General features: G+C 64.7%; 23 protein-coding genes. All 23 read right to left on the minus strand.

Features of this window, described 5'->3' with window-relative positions:
* Positions 1-375: 375 nt before the first annotated feature.
* Positions 376-1,668, minus strand: a complete 1,293-nt coding sequence (mtnK, locus tag PMI42_RS16685) for an S-methyl-5-thioribose kinase (protein ID WP_008136115.1) — start codon at positions 1,666-1,668, stop codon at positions 376-378.
* A gap of 30 nt (positions 1,669-1,698) precedes the next feature.
* Entirely contained in the window at positions 1,699-2,046 is a 348-nt protein-coding gene (locus PMI42_RS16690; RefSeq protein WP_008136116.1) for a hypothetical protein, read from the minus strand.
* 204 nt (positions 2,047-2,250) lie between these two features.
* Positions 2,251-2,526 (minus strand): DUF1467 family protein, encoded by a 276-nt coding sequence (locus PMI42_RS16695; RefSeq protein ID WP_008136118.1) that lies wholly within the window; start codon positions 2,524-2,526, stop codon positions 2,251-2,253.
* A gap of 9 nt (positions 2,527-2,535) precedes the next feature.
* Positions 2,536-2,940, minus strand: coding sequence for a methylmalonyl-CoA epimerase (mce, locus tag PMI42_RS16700; RefSeq protein WP_008136119.1), 405 nt, complete (start codon positions 2,938-2,940; stop codon positions 2,536-2,538).
* A 12-nt stretch (positions 2,941-2,952) separates the two neighbouring features.
* On the minus strand, positions 2,953-4,623 hold the full coding sequence (locus PMI42_RS16705; RefSeq protein WP_008136121.1) for a ribonuclease J: 1,671 nt from the start codon (positions 4,621-4,623) through the stop codon (positions 2,953-2,955).
* The gene (locus PMI42_RS16710) at positions 4,623-5,429 is read right to left on the minus strand and encodes a biotin--[acetyl-CoA-carboxylase] ligase (protein ID WP_008136122.1); all 807 of its coding nucleotides are present in this window, start codon (positions 5,427-5,429) and stop codon (positions 4,623-4,625) included. Before PMI42_RS16710 ends, PMI42_RS16705 begins: the two co-directional genes overlap by 1 nt.
* A gap of 1 nt (position 5,430) precedes the next feature.
* Positions 5,431-6,867 (minus strand): NADH-quinone oxidoreductase subunit NuoN, encoded by a 1,437-nt coding sequence (gene nuoN, locus PMI42_RS16715; protein ID WP_008136124.1) that lies wholly within the window; start codon positions 6,865-6,867, stop codon positions 5,431-5,433.
* A gap of 22 nt (positions 6,868-6,889) precedes the next feature.
* The gene (locus PMI42_RS16720) at positions 6,890-8,398 is read right to left on the minus strand and encodes an NADH-quinone oxidoreductase subunit M (RefSeq protein WP_008136127.1); all 1,509 of its coding nucleotides are present in this window, start codon (positions 8,396-8,398) and stop codon (positions 6,890-6,892) included.
* Positions 8,399-10,480 (minus strand): NADH-quinone oxidoreductase subunit L, encoded by a 2,082-nt coding sequence (gene nuoL / locus PMI42_RS16725; protein ID WP_008136129.1) that lies wholly within the window; start codon positions 10,478-10,480, stop codon positions 8,399-8,401. It lies immediately after the preceding gene.
* Between the two features lie 8 nt (positions 10,481-10,488).
* A complete protein-coding gene (gene nuoK, locus PMI42_RS16730) occupies positions 10,489-10,797 on the minus strand; it encodes an NADH-quinone oxidoreductase subunit NuoK (RefSeq protein ID WP_008136131.1) in 309 nt (102 codons plus the stop codon).
* Positions 10,794-11,432 carry an NADH-quinone oxidoreductase subunit J gene (locus PMI42_RS16735; RefSeq protein WP_008136132.1) on the minus strand — a complete coding sequence of 213 codons (639 nt, stop codon included), beginning with the start codon at positions 11,430-11,432 and terminating at the stop codon, positions 10,794-10,796. The genes nuoK and PMI42_RS16735 overlap by 4 nt, the downstream gene beginning before the upstream one ends.
* 9 nt (positions 11,433-11,441) lie before the next feature.
* On the minus strand, positions 11,442-11,930 hold the full coding sequence (nuoI, locus tag PMI42_RS16740; protein ID WP_027529879.1) for an NADH-quinone oxidoreductase subunit NuoI: 489 nt from the start codon (positions 11,928-11,930) through the stop codon (positions 11,442-11,444).
* A gap of 14 nt (positions 11,931-11,944) precedes the next feature.
* Positions 11,945-13,012 (minus strand): NADH-quinone oxidoreductase subunit NuoH, encoded by a 1,068-nt coding sequence (gene nuoH, locus PMI42_RS16745; protein WP_008136136.1) that lies wholly within the window; start codon positions 13,010-13,012, stop codon positions 11,945-11,947.
* Between the two features lie 4 nt (positions 13,013-13,016).
* Complete coding sequence (gene nuoG, locus PMI42_RS16750) at positions 13,017-15,092, minus strand: NADH-quinone oxidoreductase subunit NuoG (RefSeq protein ID WP_008136140.1); 2,076 nt, start codon at positions 15,090-15,092, stop codon at positions 13,017-13,019.
* Between the two features lie 4 nt (positions 15,093-15,096).
* Positions 15,097-16,422 (minus strand): NADH-quinone oxidoreductase subunit NuoF, encoded by a 1,326-nt coding sequence (gene nuoF, locus PMI42_RS16755; protein ID WP_008136142.1) that lies wholly within the window; start codon positions 16,420-16,422, stop codon positions 15,097-15,099.
* 15 nt (positions 16,423-16,437) lie between these two features.
* Complete coding sequence (locus PMI42_RS16760) at positions 16,438-16,644, minus strand: hypothetical protein (protein ID WP_008136145.1); 207 nt, start codon at positions 16,642-16,644, stop codon at positions 16,438-16,440.
* Entirely contained in the window at positions 16,644-17,255 is a 612-nt protein-coding gene (gene nuoE / locus PMI42_RS16765) for an NADH-quinone oxidoreductase subunit NuoE (protein WP_008136146.1), read from the minus strand. Before nuoE ends, PMI42_RS16760 begins: the two co-directional genes overlap by 1 nt.
* Positions 17,256-17,266: 11 nt before the next feature.
* On the minus strand, positions 17,267-18,229 hold the full coding sequence (locus PMI42_RS16770) for an FkbM family methyltransferase (RefSeq protein ID WP_008136148.1): 963 nt from the start codon (positions 18,227-18,229) through the stop codon (positions 17,267-17,269).
* On the minus strand, positions 18,229-19,425 hold the full coding sequence (locus PMI42_RS16775) for an NADH-quinone oxidoreductase subunit D (RefSeq protein ID WP_008136151.1): 1,197 nt from the start codon (positions 19,423-19,425) through the stop codon (positions 18,229-18,231). Before PMI42_RS16775 ends, PMI42_RS16770 begins: the two co-directional genes overlap by 1 nt.
* 2 nt (positions 19,426-19,427) lie before the next feature.
* Positions 19,428-20,039: an NADH-quinone oxidoreductase subunit C gene (locus PMI42_RS16780; RefSeq protein ID WP_008136152.1), complete on the minus strand. Its 612-nt coding sequence runs from the start codon at positions 20,037-20,039 to the stop codon at positions 19,428-19,430.
* Positions 20,040-20,050: 11 nt separating this feature from the next.
* Positions 20,051-20,638, minus strand: a complete 588-nt coding sequence (locus tag PMI42_RS16785; protein WP_008136154.1) for a NuoB/complex I 20 kDa subunit family protein — start codon at positions 20,636-20,638, stop codon at positions 20,051-20,053.
* The gene (locus PMI42_RS16790; protein WP_008136158.1) at positions 20,629-20,994 is read right to left on the minus strand and encodes an NADH-quinone oxidoreductase subunit A; all 366 of its coding nucleotides are present in this window, start codon (positions 20,992-20,994) and stop codon (positions 20,629-20,631) included. The genes PMI42_RS16785 and PMI42_RS16790 overlap by 10 nt, the downstream gene beginning before the upstream one ends.
* Positions 20,995-21,688: 694 nt before the next feature.
* Positions 21,689-23,938 (minus strand): TonB-dependent siderophore receptor, encoded by a 2,250-nt coding sequence (locus PMI42_RS16795; protein ID WP_035965895.1) that lies wholly within the window; start codon positions 23,936-23,938, stop codon positions 21,689-21,691.
* Between the last annotated feature and the right edge of the window lie 35 nt (positions 23,939-23,973).

The raw sequence follows: 23,973 nt of genomic DNA on the forward strand, positions 1-23,973 counted from the left end.
GGTGGTGTGAATGTCGAGGCTGGTGAAGCTCGAGCCGTAGGGCGCGGTCATGCGGATGGTTCCGCCCTTGCGCGGGCCCTCGGCCTGCGCCGCGGCGACGAGCGCCAGTCCCAAACCAGCAACGATCGCCACTCTTCTGAACATCATGGTCCCTCCGGCACAGCAGGCGTATTCAGTCCGCGAGTTGACCATTCACCGCACGTCGAACGCAAGCTCCTCTTTTCGTCTTGATGGCGACCAAACCTTGCGCAGTCTCGGCCGGAGGGTGGCTCGCTGCCGGTTCCGGAAGGCGGCCCCCTCGCCCGGCGCCGGCGGTTGAAGCCGCCAGCGGATGCAAGCCGCAGCCCGGGAGCTCCCGATTGAGGACCACGCGCTCTAGGCGGTTGCGAAATCCGGTTGCCAATCGCGGAGTTTTCGTGCGGCGCCGGTGACGTCCGCGATGGCCGGGAATGTCCCCGTCGCCACCATCATCGCCCTGGCCAGCCGCACCGCCCGCGCTTCGCTGATCGCCCGTTTGCGGGGGTCCTCGATCAGCTCGAAGTCGATGTTGTGGGCGAGGCCGAAGATGCGGCGGATGGTTTTTGCAGCGGCGAAGCCGACGGTGTCGGCGAACAGCCGCTGCATGTAGGCCTGCCGTTCCGCCTCCAGCCGCGCGGCACCCTGCGCGCCGGTGAAAAGCGAGGCGGGATAGGCATCGCCGGCGGCTCCGGCGCGCCAGAGGTCGAGGAATTTTCGCGAAAACTCGGTCCAGACCGCCTCCACGGTCTCCAGTAACCAGCCCTCGAACGCAGCCCGCTCGCCCGGCATGCGCTCGTGACCGGCGGAGGCAAAATAGGCCATCAGCAAATTCGCCAGCACGGCGCCGACGTCGAATCCCATCGGGCCGTAGAAGGCGAACTCCGGGTCGATCACCCGCGTCTGGCTCCCGGTCACCATGATCGAGCCGGTGTGGAGGTCGCCGTGGAGCAGCGCCTCGGGGCTGGCCATGAATTTCAGCTTGAGGCGAGAGATAGCAACGTGCAGGTCCATGTCGTCGCGGAGGCTCGCAGCCAAGCCGTCGAGATACGGTGCGGTCCAGCGGTTCTGTTCGGCGATGCGGTAGGGATCGGTGAAGATCAAATCCTCGGTGATCTTGCAGAGCGCGTGATTGCCGGCGAAGGCCGCGATGGCCTGCTTCTTCTCCGCGGCGGAGCGTGCGAGGTCCGATGTGAAGAACAGGGTGCGCGCCATGAAGGTGGTGATGTCGTCGACAAAGCGCGGATAGTGCGTTGCAGCGACCAGCCCCTTGCGCATGATGACGTGGGGCTCGAGCAGCTCCATCACCGTCAGCGCCAGCTTTTCGTCGTGGTGCAGCAGGGCCGGCACGAGGCCGGGCGCAAGCTCGGCCTGCCGGGACAGAGCGAGGTATTCGTAATGAGCCCGCGACAGCGGCAGCGGCCAGCTTTCGCCGACGAGGCGGACATAGGGCAGCGCCTGCTTCACGGCGACGCCGCCGCGGTCGCCCCTGACGATGAAGACGAGATTGAGATTGCCGTCGCCAACCTCGGTGATCGACCAGGACACCGGTTCGGCGCCGAGCAGCGCCACGAGGTCCGGCACATCAGCAAGATAATCCCGCAACGCCGCCTCATGCAGAATGCGGTAGTCCCCGGCCCGGTCTCCGGTCATGACGATCCATCCCATATAGGGGCCGGATCGTTACTCCCGCTCCAGGAAGCTCGAGCCGATCTCGGCCTTTCTTTTGATCGGATCGTAATCGCAATAGACGCTGTCCGCCACCAGCGTGTAGCTGGCGATGACGTTGTATTTGTCCAGCTTGACCGAGTTCAGGCCGATCACCGAGGTGCTCTTGCCGCTGTTCCATTTGAACGGCGTCGAGCTCTTGGCCTGCTCGCAGGCCATCACGGCTTCGTTGAAGACATAGCCCTCGACGAACGCCTTCAGCGTCCGCACCTGCACCGCCATCCGCCACTCGACATAGCCGATGGCCCCGAGACCGGCGACGATCAGCACCAGAAGCGCGATGACGATCCTCTGAAAAGTCATTCGTTTCCCCCAACAAACAAGTACAAATTCCAAACGAGACGAAGGGTGCGCACGCCTCGTCCTTCGAGACGACCGCTTCGCGGTCTCCTCAGGATGAGGCTAACGGACATCCGTGCCCGTTGAAACTGTTGCCCCACACTCCGTCCTCATCCTGAGGAGCTTGCCAGAGGCGGGCGTCTCGAAGGATGCGCCGCACAAAGAAACCTAGAACGGCATGCCCATCAATCTGGACAGGCGCTCGATCGAGAGATAGCCGGCGTGATAGGCGGCGATGCCGACGCCGTAGATGATCGCCGAGATGATCGTGGTCCAGACCAGCTTGCTTCTCATCCGCGTCAGGATCGGCGCGCCGGGGTCGGTGCCGGGGGCGCCGACGCCGTCCTCGTGCTGGCTGCGCACGCCGAACGGCAGCGTCAGGAACAACGCGATCCACCAGATGACGAAGTAGATCGCAAGCGCGGTGGAGAGCTGGATGGCCATGGGGCGGCCTTATGCCTGCTCGATTTCGACCAGCGCGCCGGAAAAGTCCTTCGGGTGCAGGAACAGCACCGGCTTGCCGTGGGCGCCGATCTTCGGCACGCCGTCGCCGAGCACCCGCGCGCCCTCCTTCACCAGCGTATCGCGGGAGGCGATGATGTCGACGACCTCGTAGCAGATGTGGTGGATGCCGCCGTCGGCATTGCGCTCGAGGAACTTTGCGATCGGCGAGGCCTCGCCGAGCGGCTCGATGAACTCGATCTTGGTGTTGGGCAGGGTCGCGAACACGGTGATGACGCCGTGTTCGGGCAGCGGCACCGCTTCCGAGATCTGGGCGCCGAACGCCGCGCCATAGATCTTCGCAGCCTTGATGGCGTCCTTGGTCGCGATCGCGACGTGGTTGAGCCGGCCCAGCATGCTTCTCTCCCGTTACACTGTCAGGACATGTACCAGACAGGGGGGCTTTTTGCCCCAATGTTCGTTGATCACGGCCCGCACGGCGCGCCGCACCGACTCGGCCAGGGCATCCGCATCGCGGCGGCGCGCCTTCGGCAGGCCTTCGATGGTGGAGACCACCGCATCGAAGACGATGTCGTCGAACGGCTCGCCGTCCCGGTTCTTCTCGGGGATGCCGACGAGATCGACCTCGGGATCGTCGACCAGCTCGCCCTGCTCGGTCATGGCGACGGCGACGAAGGCGCAGCCCGAAAACGCCATGCGGCGCCGTTCGACCACGGCACGGGACTTGGAATCCTCCAAAATCGTGCCGTCCTTGTAGAGACGGCCCGAGGGCACCTCGCCGATCACGCCGGGATCGCCGGGGCCGAGCTTGACCAGATCGCCGTTGCGGACGACCAGCACGCGCGGCACGCCGGCGGCGCGCGCCAGCTTGGCGTGCTCGTTCAGGTGCAGCGCCTCGCCATGGACGGGGATCAGCAATTGCGGCCTGGTCCAGGCGATCATGTCGCGCAGTTCGTCGCGGCGGGGATGGCCGGAGACGTGGACCAGATGGTCGCGGTCGGTGATGATCTCGACGCCCTGGAGCACCAGATTGTTGATGATCGAGCCGACCGCCTTCTCGTTGCCCGGAATGGTCCGCGAGGAAAAGATGACGCTGTCGCCGCGGTTGAGGGTGATCTCGGGATGGTCGTCATTGGCGATGCGCGCCAGCGCCGCGCGCGGCTCGCCCTGGCTGCCGGTGCACAGCGCCAGCACCTTGTCCTGCGGCAGGTGGCCGTAGACTTCCGGCGAGCGGAAATTCTGCACGCCGTCGAGATAGCCGGTCTCGCGCGCAACCTGCACGACGCGCTCCATGGCGCGGCCGACCACGACGACCTCGCGATCGGCGGCTTTCGCGGCGAGCGCCACGGCCTTGAGACGTGCGACGTTCGAGGCGAAGGTCGTCACGGCGACGCGGCCCTTGGCGGCCTTGACCAGTTCGATGATGGTCTTGGCGACCTCGGACTCCGAGGGCGAGCGGCCCTCGCGCACGGCGTTGGTGGAGTCGCCGATCAGGGCGAGCAGGCCCTGGTCGCCGAGCTCGCGCAGCCGCTTTTCGTCGGTGGGGCGGCCGATGATCGGGGTCGGGTCGATCTTCCAGTCGCCGGTGTGCAGCACCGTGCCGACCTCGGTGTGGATCGCCAGCGCATGCGATTCCGGAATCGAGTGCGCCACCGGGATGAACTCGACGTTGAACGGGCCGATATTGACGCGGCCGCCCGACGGCACCACCGTCACCGGGATTTTCGGCGCGTTGCGCTCGGCCGCAAGCTTGGCCTCGAACAGCGCCGCGCTGAACTGGGTCGCGTAGATCGGGCATTTCAGCTTCGGCCAGAGATCGATGATCGCGCCGAAATGGTCCTCATGGGCGTGGGTCAGCACCAGGCCCATCAGGTTCTTGCGTTCCTTCTCCAGGAAGCTGATGTCGGGCATGATCAAATCGATGCCCGGCAAATGCTCCTCGTCGCCGAAGGAAACGCCGAGATCGACCGCCAGCCAGGCGCGCTGCTGGCGGTTGCCGAGGCCGTAGATCGACAGGTTCATGCCGATCTCGCCGACGCCGCCGAGCGGCGCAAATACCAGTTCGTCAGGCTTCGCCATCACGCAGCTCCCACGGAGGCGGCCGAGCCGAAGAACACCTCACCGGCCGCCACCGGCAGGCGTCGGCCGTCAGCGGTGCGGACAATCAGGCAACCGGTGTCGTCGATCGTGTCGAAAATGCCTTCCAGCGTCGTCGCTCCCGTGTTGATCGCAACCCGCTCGCCGAGCCCGGCAGCGCGATCCAGCCACAGTTTGCGAATCTCGGCAAAGCCGCGGCCATTGTCCCAGATGCCGCAAAACTCGACCCAGGCGTCCGACAGCGCCGAGAACAGCTCTTCCGCGCCGATCTGGACGCCGAGAGCGGCCAGCGAAACGGCCGGCGTCGGGGTGCCCTCGGGCGCCCCCACGACGTTGGTGCCGATGCCGACGACGATGGCGAGGCGGTCACCAACGGCTTCGGCTTCCAGGCCGATGCCGACAAGCTTCTTGCCGTTGGCGAGGATGTCGTTCGGCCATTTCAGGGCATAGCGGGGACGGCCCTCGCCGAGGCGCATCGCAGCCTCGAGGCTGACCTTCTCAAGGGCGGCCTCCTCTGCCAGCCCGGCCGCGAAACCGATGGTGGCGGCAACCGCAGGCGCGACATCCAGCACCTCGAGAACGCTGGCGGCAAGATTGCCCTTCGGCGCGATCCAGGCACGCTGGCGGCGGCCGCGGCCGGCGGTCTGGTCCGACGTCACGAACCACATCGGGCCGCGTTCGCCGGCCCGCGCGCGCTCGATCGCGTCGGTGTTGGTCGAGCCGGTCCGTTCGAAAGCTGCGAGCTTGTAGCCCGCAGCGAGTGCGCGAGGACCGAGCGCGAATCCCATCCTAGAACAGCGACTTGGCGGCGGCCGAGGCGACGCTCACCACGGGCCCCGCGAACAACGCGAACAGGATGTTGAACAGGCCGAAGACCGCCAGCACCGTCTTCACCTCGACGCGCACCGTATCGACCTGGCCGGCCGGCTCGTCGAAGTACATCGTCTTGACGATGGTGAGATAGTAGTAGGCGCCCACCACGCTGGAGAGCACGCCGACCACGGCGAGCGTGAACAGGTTGGCCTTGATGGCGGCGACGAACACGTACCATTTGGCGAAGAAGCCGGCGAGCGGCGGGATGCCGGCGAGCGAGAACAGCAGCATCGCGAACATGAAGGCGAGCAGCGGGTTGGTGCGCGACAGACCGGCGAAATCGCTGATCTTCTCGACGGCCTGGCCGTTGCGCTTCATGGCGAGGATGACCGAGAACGAGCCGAGCGTCATCGCGACATAGATCACGATATACATCAGCACGCCCTGTGCGCCCTCGACCGTGCCCGAGGCAAGGCCGACCAGGGCGAAGCCCATGTGGCCGATCGAGGAATAGGCCATCAGGCGCTTGATGTTGCTCTGGCCAATCGCGGCGAACGAACCCAGCGCCATCGAGGCGATCGCCACGAACACCAGGATCTGCTGCCACTGCGAGACGATGCCGGGGAATGCGGTGAGCGTGACACGGGTGAAGACGGCGAGCGCGGCCACCTTCGGCGCCGAGGCGAAGAAGGCGGTGACCGGGGTCGGGGCGCCCTCGTACACGTCGGGCGTCCACATGTGGAACGGCACGGCCGAGACCTTGAAGCAGAGGCCGGCGAGCAGGAACACGAGGCCGAACACCAGGCCGACATTGGAGACAGTCGCGGCAGCGGCAATGCCGGTGAAGCTCACGGTGCCGGTGAAGCCGTAAACCAGCGACGAGCCGTACAGCAGCATGCCCGAGGACAGCGCGCCCAGGACAAAATACTTCAGGCCGGCTTCGGTCGACTTGGCGTTGTCGCGGTTCGAGGCCGCCACGACGTAGAGCGCCAGCGACATCAATTCGAGGCCGAGATAGAGCGAGATCAGATCGCCGGCCGAGATCAGCACCATCATGCCGAGGGTCGAGAGCAGCACCAGGATGGCGTATTCGAAGATGCGGCGCGACGGATCGGACAGGAACTCGGTCGACAGCACCAGCGTCACCGCCGAGCCGATCAGGGCCAGGATCTTCATGAAGCGGGCAAAGTCGTCGACGATGAAGCTGCCGCCGAAGGTGACATGCTTGCCCGCGGGCAGCGTGTATTCGAGCACGCCGACCACGACCAGGAGCAGCACGGCCAGCGTGGTGACCGTCTTGGTGGTCTCCTGCCCGCGATAGGCCCCGAGCATCAGAAGCGCCATGGCTCCGACCGCGAGCACGAGCTCGGGCAGCACCGGCGCCAGTTGATAACCTGCAGTCGAAAAGCTCATGGCGATATCCTGACCTGCCCGATCACTGGAGCAGTGCGGCGGCCTTCACGGCCGTCACAGCGGTGTTGTAATTGTTGACGAGTTGCTGGACCGAGGCGGCCGACATGTCGAGCACCGGCTTCGGATAGACGCCGAACAGGATCGTCAGCGCGATCAGCGGGAACAGCGTCACGCATTCGCGCAAAGTGAGGTCCTTCATGCTCGCCAGCGACGGCTTGACCAGCGCCCCGAACACGACCTTGCGGTAGAGCCACAGGGCGTAGCCGGCCGACAGGATCACGCCGAAAGTGGCGAAGAACGCGGTCGGGATCGAGACCTTGAAGGTGCCGAGCAGCGTCATGAACTCGCCGACGAAGCCGGAGGTGCCGGGCAGACCGACATTGGCCATGGTGAAGACCATGAAGGTCAGCGCGTAGAGCGGCATCCGGTTGACGAGGCCGCCATAGGCCGCGATCTCGCGGGTGTGCAGGCGGTCGTAGACGACGCCGACGCAGAGGAACAGCGCGCCGGAGACGATGCCGTGCGAGATCATCTGGAACACGCCGCCGGCGACGCCCTGCATGGTGCCGGCGAAGATGCCCATGGTGACGAAGCCCATATGCGCCACTGACGAGTACGCGATCAGCTTCTTCATGTCCTCCTGCATCAAGGCCACCAGCGAGGTGTAGATGATGGCGATGGCCGAGAGCGTGAAGACCAGCGGCGCGAAGTCGTGCGACGCCAGCGGGAACATCGGCAGCGAGAAGCGCAGGAAGCCGTAGCCGCCCATCTTCAGCAGGATCGCGGCGAGGACCACGGAGCCTGCCGTCGGCGCCTCGACGTGCGCGTCGGGGAGCCAGGTGTGCACCGGCCACATCGGCATCTTCACCGCGAACGAGGCGAAGAAGGCAAGCCAGGCCCAGGTCTGCAACGACCGCGGCACGGCGGTGTGCATCAGGGTCGGGATGTCGGTTGTGCCGCCGTTCCAGTACAGCGCCATGATGGCGAGCAGCATCAGCACCGAGCCGAGCAGCGTGTAGAGGAAGAACTTGAAGGACGCGTAGACCCGGCGCGGACCGCCCCAGACGCCGATGATCAGGAACATCGGGATCAGGCCGCCCTCGAAGAACAGATAGAACAGCACGAGATCGAGCGCCGAGAAGGTGCCGATCATCAGCGTTTCCAGGATCAGGAACGCCATCATGTATTCGCGGACACGGTTGGTGATCGCCTTCCAGCTCGCGATGATGCAGAACGGCATGATCGCGGTGGTCAGGATCACCAGCGGCAGCGAAATGCCGTCCACGCCCATGTGGTAGGTGATGCCGGTGGCGAGCCAGTTCGCCTTCTCGACGAACTGGAAATCGGCGTTGTTGGGGTCGAAGCGCATGACCAGGAGCACCGACACCGCGAAGGTGATCAGCGTGGTCCAGAGCGCGATCCAGCGCGAGTTGCGCCGGCTAGCCTCGTCATCGCCGCGGCTGAGATAGACGATCAGCGCGCCAACCAGCGGCAGGAACGTGGTGACCGATAGGATGGGCCAGGTCGTCATTTACTGGCCTCCAAAGCCGAACATGAACCAGGTGATCAGGCCGGCGGCGCCGATCAGCATGGCAAAGGCGTAGTGATAGAGATAGCCGGTCTGGATCTTCACGACGTTGCGGGTGACGTCCAGAACACGCGCGGAGACGCCGTCGGGACCGAAGCCGTCGATGATGAAGCCGTCGCCCTTCTTCCAGAGCTGATAGCCAATCCACTTCGCCGGGCGGACGAAGATGAGGTCGTACAGCTCGTCGAAGTACCATTTGTTGAGCAGGAACTGGTACAGCATCGGCTGGGTGTTCGCGAGCTCGACCGGCAGATAGGGCCGACGGATGTAGAACAGGTACGACACCAGGAAGCCCAGCACCATCATCACCGTCGGCAGGAAAGCGATGGTCTCGGGGATGTGGTGCATCTCCTCGATGATGTGCGGGTTCATCTTCACGGACTCGCGGAAGAACTCTTCGACGCCGTGATGACCGGTGAAGACCTCCTTGAACGGGAAGCCGGCGAGAATCGAACCGACCGCGAGCACGCCGATCGGGATCAGCATCCAGATCGGGGCCTCGTGCGCAGCCTCGTAGTGATGCTCGTCATGCGGCTCGCCGTGGAAGGTCTTGAAGATCAGGCGCCAGGAGTAGAACGAGGTCAGGCCCGCGGCGACGATCGTCATCAGGAAGCCGTAGATCGCAAACGGATTGTGCGAGGCGTAGGCCGCTTCGATGATCGCGTCCTTGGAGAAGTAACCGGCCGTGAGCGGGAAGCCGGTCAGCGCGAGCGTGCCGACCACCATCACCGCATAGGTGTAGGGGATCTTCTTCCAGAGGCCGCCCATGTTGCGGATGTCCTGCTCGTGGTGCATCGCATAGATCACCGAGCCGGAGCCCAAGAACAGCAGCGCCTTGAAGAAGGCGTGCGTGAACAGGTGGAACATGCCGACCGAATAGGCCCCCGCTCCCATCGCCACGAACATGTAGCCGAGCTGCGAACAGGTCGAATAGGCGACGATGCGCTTGATGTCGTTCTGGACGAGGCCGATGGTCGCCGCGAAGAACGCGGTGGTCGCGCCGAAGAACATCACGACGGCCTGCGCGTTCGGGGCGAGCTCGAACAGCGGCGACAGGCGCGCCACCATGAAGACGCCGGCGGTGACCATGGTCGCGGCGTGGATCAGCGCCGACACCGGGGTCGGGCCTTCCATCGCGTCCGGCAACCAGGTGTGCAGCAGGAACTGCGCCGACTTGCCCATCGCGCCCATGAACAGCAGCAGGCAGGTCAGGGTCAGCGCATCGGCGTGCCAGCCGAGGAAGTCGATGGTCTTGCCGGTCAGGCTCGGGGCGGCATGGAAGATCGTCTCGAAATCGGTCGAGCCGGCCAGCATGAAGATCGCGAAGATGCCGAGCGCAAAACCGAAGTCGCCGACGCGGTTGACCACGAAGGCCTTGATGGCGGCAGCGTTCGCCGAGGGCTTCTGGTACCAGAAGCCGATCAGCAGATAGCTCGCCAGACCCACGCCTTCCCAGCCGAAGAACAGCTGCACGAGATTGTCGGCCGTCACCAGCATCAGCATGGCGAAGGTGAACAGCGAGAGATAGCCGAAGAAGCGCGGCCGGTTCGGATCCTCGTCCATGTAGCCGATGGAATAGAGGTGCACGAGCGAGGACACCGTCGTGACCACCACCAGCATCACGGCGGTGAGCGTATCGACCCGCAACGTCCACCAGACCTGGAGATCGCCCGAGAAGATCCAGGGCAGCAGCTGGATCCTGACGTCGTGGTGCATGAAGCCGACATCGACCAGCGTCATCCAGGACAGCGCCGCCGAGACGAACAGCAATGCGGTGGTGATCAGCTCCGCGCCGCGCGAGCCTGCCGCGGCCGGCTCGACCGGGCCGTGGCCATGGTCGTCATGGCCGTGATCGTCGTGGCCATGGTCATCATGGGCCGCCGACGCGTGCGCGTCGCCGTGACCGTGGTCGCCGTGATGCTCCACCTCGTCGCCCGAGGGGTTGCGGGCATGCGCGCCGGCCAGGGCGATGAGCCCGGCCAGAATGGCGCCCAGCAGAGGCAGAAAAACGATTGCCTGAACCATGACTGAGCTCAGCCCTTCATCAGATTGACGTCCTCAACCGCGATCGAGCCGCGGTTGCGGAAATAGACCACCAGGATGGCGAGACCGATCGCGGCTTCGGCAGCAGCAACCGTCAGCACCAGGAGCGCGAAGACCTGGCCGACGATGTCGCCGAGGAAGGTCGAGAACGCGACGAGGTTGACGTTGACCGAGAGCAGGATCAGCTCGATCGACATCAGGATGACGATGATGTTCTTGCGGTTCAGGAAGATGCCGAGGATCCCGAGCGTGAACAGGATCGCGCCGACCGCCAGGTAATGTCCGAGCCCGATCGTCATTTCACCCACTCCGCCGCGTCAGTGTCCTGGAGCCCCTGCCCCGGAGCCACTTTCCGCATCGCCATCGCCATCTCGGGCGTGCGCGCGTTCTGAACGTTGATGTCCTGCCGCTTCACGCTCGCCTTGTGGCGCAGGGTCAGCACGATGGCGCCGATCATGGCGACCAGCAGCACCATGCCCGAGAGCTGGAAGTAGTGGACGTACTTCGTGTAGAGCACGAGACCCAGCGCCTCGGTGTTCGAGACATTGGCCGGGATCGGTGCCGTAATCGTCTTGGAGATGCCGGGATTGATGACCCATGCGCCGACGGTCAAGAGCAGCTCGAACAAGAAAATGCCGCCGATCACGACGCCGACAGGCAGATACTGGATGAAGCCTTCGCGCAGCTCGAGGAAGTCGACGTCGAGCATCATGATCACGAACAGGAACAGCACCGCGACCGCGCCGACATAGACGACGATCAGCATCATGCCGAGGAATTCGGCGCCCATCAGCACGAACAGGCCGGAGGCGTTGACGAAGGCCAGGATCAGGTACAGCACGGAGTGCACGGGATTGCGCGAGACAATCACCATCACCGCCGAGGCGACGCAGACGCCGGCGAAGAGATAGAAGAACAGCGCGGGAAGGATCATGCTCTCATCTCACCGGTAAGGCGCGTCGAGCTCGATCGCCTTCGCGATCTCGCGTTCCCAGCGGTCGCCGTTGGCGAGCAGCTTGGCCTTGTCATAGAACAGTTCCTCGCGGGTCTCGGTCGCGAACTCGAAGTTCGGACCTTCGACGATGGCGTCGACCGGGCAGGCTTCCTGGCAGAGGCCGCAATAGATGCACTTCACCATGTCGATGTCGTAGCGCACGGTACGGCGGGTGCCGTCGTTGCGGCGCGGGCCGGCCTCGATGGTGATGGCCTGCGCCGGGCAGATCGCCTCGCACAGCTTGCAGGCGATGCAGCGTTCCTCGCCGTTGGGATAGCGGCGCAACGCGTGCTCGCCACGGAAGCGCGGCGAGATCGGGCCCTTCTCGAAGGGATAGTTCAGCGTCGGCTTCGGCTGGAAGAAATAGCGCATGGCGAGGAAGAACGCCGAGACGAATTCCGACAGCAGAAGCGAGCGTGCAGTGGCGTTGATGTTGATACCCATGACGGCCCTCACTTCGGCGCGATGCCGGCGAACTGCAGCACACCGGCCACCACGATCACCATCGCCAGCGACAGCGGCAGGAACACCTTCCAGCCGAGGCGCATCAGTTGGTCGTAGCGGTAGCGCGGCACGATCGCCTTTGCCATCGCGAACAGGAAGAACATGAAGAAGACTTTGAGCGAGAACCAGATGATCCCCGGCACCCAGTTGAAGGGCGGCAAATCCACCGGCGGCAGCCAGCCTCCGAGGAACAGGATCGTGGCCATCGCGCACATCGTGACGATCGCGACGTATTCGCCGAGCATGAACAGCAGATACGGCGTCGAGCCGTATTCGACCATGAAGCCGGCGACGAGCTCGGATTCGGCTTCGACGAGGTCGAAGGGCGGACGGTTGGTTTCCGCCAGCGCCGAGACGTAGAACACCACGAACATCGGGAACAGCGGCCACACATACCAGTTCAGGATGGTGAGCTGCGGCAGCCCGATCAGGCTGGCGAGGCCGCGGACATGCTGGGCCTCGACCACTGCCGAGAGGTTCAGCGTGCCGGCGCACAGCAGCACGGTGATGATGACGAAGCCGATCGAGACTTCATAGGACACCATCTGCGCCGCCGAGCGCAGCGCGGCCAGGAACGGGTACTTCGAGTTCGACGACCAGCCGGCCATGATGATGCCGTAGATCGACAGCGACGAGATCGCGAAGATGAAGAGGATGCCGACATTGATGTCGGAGATCACCCAGCCGAGATTGGTCGGGATCACCGCCCAGGCCGCGAGTGCGAGCACGCAGGACACCAGCGGCGCCAGCAGGAAGACGCCCTTGTTGGCGCCGGCCGGAATGATCGGCTCCTTCAGCACGAATTTGAGCAGGTCGGCGAAGGATTGCAGCAGGCCCCAGGGGCCGACCACGTTCGGGCCGCGGCGGATCTGCACCGCCGCCCAGATCTTGCGGTCGGCCAGCAGGATGTAGGCGATCGCGACCAGCAGGACGACGAGCACCAGCACGCTCTCCGCGACCATGATGATCAGCGGCCAGAGGAAGCCGGTCCAGAATGCGCTTTCGAAGAATTCCATCAGCTCACTCCGCTGCGGTCAGCATCTGCCCGGAGGCAAGCCGCGAGCATTCCGCCATCACGGCGGACGCACGCGCGATTGGGTTGGTCAAATAGAAGTCCTCGATAACAGCCTTGAACGGCGCCTTCTCGGGCGAGCCGCCCTTCCCTGCCAGCTTCCTGATCTGGTCGGCGGAGCCGGCCTCGATCTGGTCGAGACGGATCAGATGCGGCACGGCCTTGAAGATGACCTGGCGCAGCGCGGCCAGCGAGTCGTAGCCGAGCTTCTTGCCGAGCGCTTCCGACAGCGCGCGGATGATCGCCCAGTCCTCGCGGGCCTCGCCCGGCGGGAACGCGGCACGGCCCGTCATCTGCACGCGGCCTTCGGTGTTGACGTAGATCGCGGACTTCTCGGTGTAGGCGGCCGCCGGCAGGATCACGTCGGCGCGATGCGCGCCGCGGTCGCCATGGGTGCCGATGTAGACGACGAAGGTGCCATCCGGCGCCTTGATCTCGTCGGCACCGAGCAGGAACAGCAGGTCGAGCGTCCCGAAGGTCGTCATCTGCGCGGCGTTCAGGCCGCCGGCCGACGCGGTGAAGCCGATATCGAGCGCGCCGACGCGCGAGGCGGTCTCGTGCAGCACGCCAAAGCCGTTCCAGCCGTCCTTGAGCGCGCCGACGTCGAGCGCGAGCTTGGCGCTGGCTGCGAGGATGGCGGCGCCATCGTGACGCGAGGCCGCGCCCGCGCCGACCAGGATGATCGGATTCTTGGCGTTCTTGAGCACGTCCATGAAGGAGTGCTTGCCCGCCGCGAGCTCGCCGAGCGTGTCGGTGCCCGCGCCGAGATGGTCATAATCGTAGGTCAGATCGGCCTTGGCGCCGATCACGCCGACCTTGAGGCCGCCGGCGCGCCAGCGCTTGCGGATGCGGGCGTTGAACACCGCCGCCTCTTTCCGCGGATTGGCGCCGATGATGAGCAGCGCATCCGCCTGCTCGACGCCTGCAAGCGTCGGATTGAAGATGTAGGAGCCGCGGCCGAGCGCGGGATCGAAGGCGTCGCCGCCCTGCACCGCCAGATTGCTCGAGCCGTATTTGGACAGGAGATCCTTCAGCGCGAACATCTCCTCGACGCCGGCGAGATCGCCCGCAATCGCGCCGATGCGCTTGCCGTCGGTGCGCGCCGCCTTGGAGGCGATCGCCGCAAACGCTTCGGACCATGTCGCCGCGCGCAGCTTGCCGGCTTCGCGGATATAGGGCCGGTCGAGACGCTGGGTACGCAGGCCGTCGATGATGTGGCGGGTCTTGTCGGAGATCCACTCCTCGTTCACGGCCTCGTTGATGCGCGGCAGCACGCGCATCACCTCGCGGCCGCGGGTGTCGACGCGGATCGCCGAACCCACGCCGTCCATCACGTCGATCGACTGGGTCTTGCCGAGCTCCCACGGGCGCGCGGCAAAGGCATAAGGCTTCGAGGTCAGCGCGCCGACCGGGCAGATGTCGACGAGGTTGCCCTGCAATTCCGACGTCAGCGCGTGCTGGAGATAGGTCGTGATCTCCATGTCCTCGCCGCGCCCGGTGGCGCCCATCTCGGGCGCGCCGGCGACTTCCGCCGAGAAGCGGACGCAGCGCGTGCACTGGATGCAGCGGTTCATCGAGGTCTTGACCAGCGCGCCGAGATATTTGTCTTCGACCGCGCGCTTGTTCTCGGCGAAGCGGCTGGTGTCGACACCATAGCCCATCGCTTGGTCCTGAAGATCGCACTCGCCGCCCTGGTCGCAGATCGGGCAGTCCAAGGGATGGTTGATCAGAAGGAACTCCATCACGCCTTCGCGTGCCTTCTTCACCATCGGCGAACGGGTCGAGATTTCCGGCGGCTCGCCCTTGGGGCCCGGACGGCAGTCGCGCACGCCCCAGGCGCAGCTCGCGACCGGCTTCGGGCCGCCCTTCACCTCGACGAGGCACATCCGGCAATTGCCGGCGATCGACAGCCGCTCGTGATAGCAGAAGCGCGGAATCTCGGCGCCCGCCGCTTCGCACGCCTGAAGCAGCGTGTATTCGGCGGGGACATCGATCTCTTTGCCGTCGATGATAAGCTTGGTCATGTCTCTACTCCGCCGCGACCATGTTCACGGGATCGCGGACGCCGATATCGTCGATGTCGGCCTTGTGCGAATACTGGTCGATGCGCGCTTCGATCTCGTGACGGAAATGCGCGATCAGGCCCTGGATCGGCCAGGCGGCTGCGTCGCCGAGCGCGCAGATGGTGTGGCCTTCGACCTGCTTGGTGACCTCGAGCAGCATGTCGATCTCGCGCTTGTGGGCGCGGCCGTCGGCCATGCGGGTGAGCACGCGCCACATCCACCCGGTGCCTTCGCGGCACGGCGTGCACTGGCCGCAGCTCTCATGCTTGTAGAAATAGGAGATGCGGGCGATGGCGCGGATCAAATCGGTCGACTTGTCCATCACGATCACGGCCGCGGTGCCGAGGCCCGAGCGCAGCTTGCTCAAGGAGTCGAAATCCATCGGCGTGTCGATGATCTGCTCGGCCGGCACCATGCGCACCGACGAGCCGCCGGGGATCACGGCCTTGAGGTTGTCCCAGCCGCCGCGGATGCCGCCGCAATGCTTGTCGATCAGCTCACGGAACGGAATGCCCATGGCTTCTTCGACGTTGCAGGGCCGCTCGACATGGCCGGAGATGCAGAACAGCTTGGTGCCGACGTTGTTCGGACGGCCGATGCCGGCGAACCATGCGGCGCCGCGGCGGAGAATGTCCGGCGCAACCGCAATCGACTCGACGTTGTTGACGGTGGTCGGGCAGCCATAGAGGCCGACATTGGCCGGGAACGGCGGCTTCAGGCGCGGCTGGCCCTTCTTGCCTTCGAGGCTTTCGAGCAGCGCGGTTTCCTCGCCGCAGATATAGGCGCCGGCGCCGTGGGCGACGTAAATGTCGAACGGCCAGCCGTTGACGTTGTCCTTGCCGACCAGCTTGGCCTCATAGGCCTGGTCGATCGCGGCCTGGAGATGCTCGCGCTCCCTGATGAACTCGCCGCGGACGTAGATGTAGCAGGCATGCGCGTTCATCGCGCAGCTCGCGATCAGGCAGCCCTCGATCAGCAGATGCGGATCGTGCCGCATGATCTCGCGATCCTTGCAGGTGCCGGGCTCGGATTCGTCGGCGTTGACGACGAGATAGCTCGGACGGCCGTCGGTGGACTCCTTCGGCATGAAGGACCATTTCAGGCCGGTCGGGAAGCCGGCGCCGCCGCGGCCGCGCAGGCCCGACGCCTTCATCTCGTTGATGATCCAGTCGCGGCCCTTGTCGATGATAGTCTTGGTACCATCCCAGGCGCCGCGACGCCGCGCGCCCTCGAGCCCCCAATCGTGGAGGCCGTAGAGGTTCTTGAAGATGCGGTCCTTGTCCTCGAGCATATCAGTGCTTTCCGATCAACGATTGGACTGCTTGTAGGCAAGTCCGGCGGCGCAGACGGCGAAGGTCAGCGCCCAGAGCAGACTGGATTCCTGCGACGCGTTCATGGTGAAACGCTGAAGCAGGTACATGAAAACGGCCGCGCCTGCGGCGTGCAACGCGATGAAGCCCCACTTCTGCACGGCGCCGCTCCCCTCCACTTTCGGTGACGAGAGATCACGCATCAGGTGATCTCCTTCAGCGTGGTCGGCCCGCCCGTCGGCGCCGAGAACTGGCGGCCGTTCTGCGGGCCGGGCTTGGGCGGATTGCCGGACGCAAAGCCGTCGAGCACCTTGCCGAAGCTTTCCTTGGTCAGGTCCTCATAGGTGTCCTTGCCGATCAGCACCATCGGCGCGTTCACGCAGGCGCCCAGGCACTCGACCTCTTCCCAGCTGAAATTGCCGTCCTTGGAGAGATGGAAGGGCTCGTGATGGATGCGGTGCTCGCAGACGTGGATGAGGTCCTCGGCGCCGCGCAGCCGGCACGGCGTGGTGCCGCAGACCTGGACGTGGGCCTTCTTGCCCACGGGAGCGAGCTGGAACATCGTGTAGAAGGTCGCGACCTCGAGCACGCGGATATAGGGCATGTCGAGCATGTCGGCGATGACGCGGATCGCGGCTTCCGAGACCCAGCCGTCATGCTGCTCCTGCGCCCGCCAGAGGATGGCGATGACCGCGGAGGCTTGCCGGCCGGCCGGATATTTCGCGATCTGCTGCTTGGCGAACGCGAGGTTTTCCTGCGTGAACGCGAAGCTCGCGGGCTGGACTTCCTTCGGTGCTAATCGGCGAACGGACATCTCTCAATCTCTCACTGCATACGGCGCGCGGTTTTCGCATTCAGGGCATTGATCCTGTCCTGCCAGAATGCGCTTGCGGTGCCGAAAACGTTGTAGCCGACGTGGGTCGAGACCTTGATGCGGTCGAGGATCGACAGATCGCTCACCGTCTCCAGCCGGTTGGTGCGCGGATCGAGCACGATCAGCTTCAGGGGGGTGTGTTCGAGGATGTAGCGCGACACCGCATGAGAGCGGTCGCTGCCGTGCTCCTCGCACATGATGACGCTGTCGGTCTCGAGCAGCCGGGCGCCGCCCTTGATCGCCTCGATCTCGACGCCCTCGACGTCGAGCTTGATCAGGTACTTGCCGGTGCCCGCAACCTTGCCGTCGTCGATGAGGTTGTCCAGCGCCAGAACCGGCACCTCCTCGCCGCCGTCAGACGGGCTGCCGGCGATGCTGAAGGCCTCGTGCTTGGTGCCCGACAGCCGCGCGGTGCCGCGCGAAGCGCCGATCGCGCATTTCATGGTCTCGAAGCGGTTGCCATTGATGCCGGCGTTGTTGGCGAGCTTCGGATAGTTCTGCCCCGACGGCTCGATCGCGATCGCCTTGTGCGAGCCGAACGGCTTGCTCGACACCAGCACCGACCAGTAGCCGTAATTGGCGCCGCAATCGAGCAAGGTGTAGTCGACGTCGATGGAGTCGGCGAACAACAGCTCGAGCTCGTCTTCATAGTTGTACGAGCGGTTGAGCAGCTTGCTCCAATAGCCGTCGCCATAGGGGAATTCGAACACGGCGTCGGGATTGAGCCTGATCGCGATGTTGCGCTCGGGCAGCGTCTTCCGCAGCAGGTTCGCGCAGGCGATGTAGCCCATATGCGAGAAGTGCGAGGAGATCTTCGATCCCGTCACCAGCGCCAAGGCAGCCGTCCGCTCCCACAGGTTGGCCCCTTCAAGGGCCCCCGAGGCACGGTCAAACTGGATTGGCGCCTGCGCCATCACCGATCGACCTCTCCGAACACGATGTCGAGCGAGCCGAGGATCGCCGAGACGTCCGCGAGCAGATGGCCGCGGCAGATGTGGTCCATGGCCTGCAGATGGGCAAAGCCCGGCGCGCGGATCTTGCACTTGTAGGGCTTGTTGGTGCCGTCGGAGATCAGATAGACGCCGAACTCGCCCTTGGGCGCCTCGACCGCGGCATAGACCTCGCCGGCCGGCACGTGGACGCCTTCGGTGTAGAGCTTGAAGTGGTGGATCAGCGCTTCCATCGAGCGCTTCATCTCGCCGCGACGGGGCGGCGCGACCTTGTTGTCCTCGACGACGACAGGCCCCTTGCCGTCGGGCGCGTTCAGCTTCTGGATGCACTGCTTCATGATGCGGATGGACTGGCGCATCTCTTCCATGCGGATCAGATAGCGGTCGTAGCAGTCGCCGTTCTTGCCGATCGGAATGTCGAAATCCATCTCGGCGTAGCACTCATAGGGCTGCGACTTGCGCAGGTCCCAGGCCGCGCCCGAGCCGCGCACCATCACGCCGGAGAAGCCCCACTCCCAGGCTTCCTTCAGCGGCACCACGCCGATGTCGACGTTGCGCTGCTTGAAGATGCGGTTGGCGGTGAGCAGGCGATCGAGATCCTCGACCACCTTCAGGAACGGATCGCACCAGGCCTCGATGTCGTCGACCAGCTTCTGCGGCAGGTCCTGATGCACGCCGCCGACGCGGAAGAAGGCTGCATGCATACGGCTGCCCGAGGCGCGCTCGTAGAACACCATCAGCTTTTCGCGCTCTTCGAAGCCCCACAGCGGCGGGGTCAGCGCGCCGACGTCCATCGCCTGCGTGGTGACGTTGAGCATGTGCGACAGGATGCGGCCGATCTCGCAATAGAGCACGCGGATCAGCTGGCCGCGGCGCGGCACCTCGATGCCGAGCAGCTTCTCGGCCGCGAGACAGAAGGCGTGCTCCTGGTTCATCGGCGCGACGTAGTCGAGCCGGTCGAAATAAGGGATGGCCTGCAGATAGGTCTTCTGCTCGATCAGCTTCTCGGTGCCGCGGTGAAGCAGGCCGATATGGGGGTCGACGCGGGCGACGACTTCGCCGTCAAGCTCCAGCACCAGGCGCAACACGCCGTGCGCGGCCGGATGCTGCGGGCCAAAGTTGATGGTGAAATTGCGAAGCTGTTCGGGTTGCTCGTTCATGATCAGGCCTTCGGTCCCGCCTTCTCGTCACCGGGAAGTGGATAGTCCGCCCCTTCCCACGGCGAGAGGAAATCGAACTTGCGGAATTCCTGGTTGAGCCGGACGGGCTCGTACACCACCCGCTTCTCCTGGTCGTCGTAGCGGACCTCGACGAAACCGGTGGTCGGGAAATCCTTGCGCAGCGGATGGCCCTCGAAACCGTAATCGGTCAGAAGGCGGCGCATGTCGGGATGGCCGACGAAGAACACGCCGTAGAGGTCATAGGCCTCGCGCTCGAACCAGTCGGCACCGGGGAACACCTCGATCAGCGATGGCACCTGCGTGGTCTCGTCGGCCTGGGCCTTGAGCCGGATCCGTGTGTTCAGCGTGGGAGACAGGAAGTGATAGATCACGTCGAAGCGCTTTTCGCGCGACGGATAGTCCGCCGCCGTGATGTCGGTGAAGTTGATGAACCGGCAGTTCGGATCGTCGCGGAGGTACTTGACCACCTCGACGATCTTGGCGACCTCGACATCCACCGTGAGCTGGTTGAAGGCAACCGAGTGACCGAGAGCGGCGCCCGGAAGCGCGCTAACGATCGTCTGCCCCAGGGCGTCGAGCTTGGCGTCGTCCATGACGTAAAACCTTAGCGTTCGATGGTGCCGATGCGGCGGATCTTCTTCTGCAGCAGCAGCACGCCGTAGAGCAGCGCTTCCGCCGTGGGCGGGCAGCCCGGCACGTAGATGTCGATCGGCACGATGCGGTCGCAGCCGCGCACGACCGAGTAGGAATAGTGATAATAGCCGCCGCCGTTGGCGCAGGAGCCCATCGAGATGACGTAGCGCGGTTCCGGCATCTGGTCGTAGACCTTGCGCAGCGCGGGCGCCATCTTGTTGGTCAGGGTGCCGGCGACGATCATCACGTCGGACTGGCGCGGCGAGGCACGCGGGGCGAAGCCGAAGCGCTCGACGTCGTAGCGCGGCATCGACACCTGCATCATCTCGACGGCGCAGCAGGCCAGGCCGAACGTCATCCACATCAGCGAGCCGGTACGGGCCCAGGTGATCAGGTCGTCGGTCGCGGCCGTGAAGAAGCCCTTGTCGGACAGCTCGGAATTGACCTCGAGGAAGAACGGATCATTGGCGCCGACCGGCTTGCCGGTGGACGGATCCAGGATGCCCTTGGGGGCCGGCGCGATCGCCGGACCTGTGGACGTTGCAGGGTTCAATCCCATTCCAGTGCCCCTTTCTTCCATTCATAGGCGAACCCGACCGTCAGCACGGCGAGGAACACCACCATGGACCAGAAGCCGGTCGCGCCAAGCTTGCCGAACGCCACCGCCCAGGGAAACAGGAACGCCACCTCGAGGTCGAAGATGATGAAGAGGATGGCGACCAGATAGAAGCGGACGTCGAACTTCATGCGGGCGTCGTCGAAGGCGTTGAAACCGCACTCATACGCCGACAGCTTTTCGGGGTCCGGCTGCTGGAACGCCACGATGAACGGCGCGATCAGCAGCACGAGGCCGATGAGGCCCGCCACCCCTATAAAGACGACGAGTGGAAGATAGTTCTGTAGAATGCCGCTCATTGGCGAGCCCTTTTTCCCGCGACGTCGGGGGAGCCGCGGATTCGTCCCGATTTGGAATTATTCTGAGCCTTAGCGCAGTGCACCAATGGGCGCAAGACACGCTCTTTTTAGGCCCTTTGCCGCCCCAGAACGGTAGAAATCCCGGAATCACCCCGCGGCTGGTATGGAGCAGATCGCCAAACCCAGCAAGGGTGACGGTCGTTTTGCTCGGCGGCGGTTCGGAGATTGCGGTGCAAAGACCGCGGCAGCGACTTGCCGCCTCGCATCGGGTCAAAATGCTCGGGTTTTTTCGTGCGGCAGCGCACCCAGACCGGGGCGATGACCGTCATAGGGCCCTTGCCGTCACCCAGGCGACATCTTGGCCGGCGCCCCAGAGCAGGTGCAGCCAAGCCGATGTATCCACAGGCACCGATGGTCGGACCAGCCATGCATCATGACGGGACCGGGCCTCGTCTGGCGAATGCGTCGGTGCGGATCGGCGCCCGGCGCCGCCGCGAGCGCGGCGGCGACTTGCTGGGTCGTCGCACGCACCGCGCTCGCATGAGCTTCGGGCCGGGGGGCATAGCCCTGGAGCTCATCGATCTCCCCGATGGAAGATCAGCGGTCGTCTGGTCGGCAGCGCAGGCCGATAGTCGAGATCAGCGACGTCCGAAGCTGCCCTCGCCTCTCCTCGTCATTTGCGTCATCCCTTGCCTCACCATTTGTAGGAGACGCTGGCGGTGACGCGGCGCCGATCGCCGTAGAAGCAGGACGTCGCCGATGCGCAGCTGGCGACATAGATCTTGTCGGTCAGGTTGATGACATTGAGGGCCGTGCGCCAGTTCTGCCATTCGTAATGGAGTGCGAGGTCGCCGAGCACGACCGCGGGCACTTCAAGCGTGTTGGCCGTGTCGGCCCAGGACGATCCGATGTAGCGCACGCCGCCGCCGAAGCCGAAGCCCTCGAGCGGTCCGTCCTTGAAGGTGTAGTCCGCCCAGCCCGAGACCAGCAGTTCCGGCGTGTTGGTCGGCGTCTTGCCGACCAGCGACGGATCGAGATCCCGGCTGTTGAACAGATGATAGGCCGTGAACGCGCCGATGAATTTCAGCTCCTTCGTGGCGTTGGCCACCGCTTCGAGCTCGATGCCGCGCGAGGTCACCTCGCCGGTCTGATTTTGCAGGACGGGAACGGTGACTGTGGTCGTTGCGACGTTCTGGCGCTTCAGGTCGAACAGCGAAGCGGTGAAATAGCCGTCGAACCCCTTCGGCGCGACCTTCACGCCGATTTCGGCCTGCTTGGCGGTCTCCGGCAGGAACAGCTGGTTCTGCGCGTTGAGTCCAATGATCGGATTGTAGCTCGTCGAATAGGACACATAGGGCGCGATGCCGTTGTCGAAATTGTAGATCAGCCCGGCGCGCCCGCTGAATTTGCTGTCATCGCGGCTGGCGACATTTGCGCCGGTGTCGCGGGCGACCTGTGTCGTCTCGACCCAGTCATTCCGTCCGCTCAGCACCAGCGTGAAATTGCCGAGCTTCATCTGGTCCTGGAGATAGGTGCCGGCCTGCTTCTGCGTGATCTGGAAGTTGCGGAAGGGCGTGGTCGGCAGCGGGGTTTCGGCTGCCCCATAGACGGGATTGAAGATGCTGATCGAGGGCACGCCAAACCCGAAGGCCTGATAGTCGTCGATCTGATAGCCCTTGAGGTCGACGCCAAACAGCATCGTGTGCTTCACCGGGCCGGTGTTGAAGCGATACTCGAGCTGGTTGTCGAGATCGGCCTGGTTGGCGGTGTTCTTCGCATACCAATTGTAGCGATTGAACGTGGCGGTCGCCTGGTTGGCGTCGTTGCCGACATAGCCGCGATAGGTCAGGTCGATATGGGCAAAGCGCGCGTTCTGCCGGAAGGTCAGATCGTCGGTGAGATGGCGCTCGAACTGGTAGCCGAGCATCTCCTGCTCCCGCGTGAACTTGTCGACGCTGGGATCGCCGCCGAAGAAGCTGGTCGGGATCTTGCCGTAGGAGGCACTGGTGACGGTGCCGACATAAGGCAGGAAGTTGATGCCGCGGGTGTCCTGCTTGGAGGCCGAAGCCAGCACCGTGAACGTCGTGTCGGCATCCGGCTTCCAGGTGAAGGACGGCGCGATGAAGTAGTTGTTGTCGGGCGTGAAGTCGACCTGCGTCGGGCCGTTCTGGACCTGGCCGACGACACGGTAGAACAGCTTGCCGTCCTGGGGCTGCGTCGCGACCGGGCCGCCAACATCGAAGCCGACATAGGCGTTGCCGAAATTGTTGACGCCGGTCTCGACATAGCGGATCGGCTCGGCCGGCGGCAGCTTACTGATGACGTTGACGATGCCGCTCGGGCTCGATCCGCCATAGAGCACCGCCGACGGACCGCGCAGCACCTCGACGCGCTCCATGTTCGACGGCTGGAGCTTCCAGCTCGCATAGGACGTGTAGAACAGCTGCATGCCGTCGAGGAACAGCCCGATATCGTCGGACTTGAAGCCGCGGATCAGCCACCAGTCGTTGCGGGTGTCCGCGCCGAAGGTTCCGGCGCGCACGCCGGCGGTGTAGCGCAGCACTTCATCGAGCTTGTTCGGCTTCTGGTCGCGGATCTGCTCCGCGCCGATGACGGACACCGACTGCGGCGTCTGCATGATCGGCGTATTGGTCTTGGTGCCCGACGAGCTGCGGTTGGCGACATAGCCGTTCACCGGCCCCCGCGGCGTCTCGACGAATCCGACGTCGCGCTGCGGCTGCGGCCTGTTTCTGTTCGCGGCCTGCACCGACGACCGCAGCGCACGGCGCTGCGGGGTCGCAGCAGCACGGCGGCGCGCTTCCGGCGCGGTGACGGTCACCGACGGCAGGCTCTGCGCGCCACTCTGCGTGGAGGATTGTGCGAGCGATGCCTGCGGCACCAGGACCCAAGCCGACGCGGTCGCCAACACGGCCGACCGCAGCATACGAAGACTGTTCAACGCGCCACCCCAAAACTGCA

It is taken from the genome of Bradyrhizobium sp. YR681 (assembly GCF_000282615.1).
GTDB lineage: Bacteria > Pseudomonadota > Alphaproteobacteria > Rhizobiales > Xanthobacteraceae > Bradyrhizobium.